The organism is Pseudoalteromonas sp. 19-MNA-CIBAN-0066, from assembly GCF_040308705.1.
Classification (GTDB): domain Bacteria; phylum Pseudomonadota; class Gammaproteobacteria; order Enterobacterales; family Alteromonadaceae; genus Pseudoalteromonas; species Pseudoalteromonas nigrifaciens.
Genome location: NZ_JBEONZ010000397.1, coordinates 1 through 239 on the forward strand (window position 1 = coordinate 1; position 239 = coordinate 239).

At 34.7% G+C, this 239-nt stretch carries 1 pseudogene; it reads left to right on the plus strand.

The window, feature by feature from the left end:
- Positions 1-192: pseudogene (locus AAEZ18_RS19585) on the plus strand (hypothetical protein); the annotation flags it as partial.
- Between the last annotated feature and the right edge of the window lie 47 nt (positions 193-239).

Genomic DNA, 239 nt, shown 5'->3' on the forward strand with positions numbered 1-239 from the left:
TATCACTACTATATTATTAACTCAGGCGGTATGGGCAGCGGTGTAACCGTTAATGTTTATAAAAACGATACATTAATAACTGAGCTGTTTTCGGGTAATGATCCTTACGATGATTTTGTTATAGCAACCGATTTAAATTTCCCTAAAAAATTGGTTATCGAAAAACAGCCATTTAATAAGCAAATGCAGTAAATAATGACTCCACAGCAGCAAAACGTTATAGAGCAAGGGCATTGGTT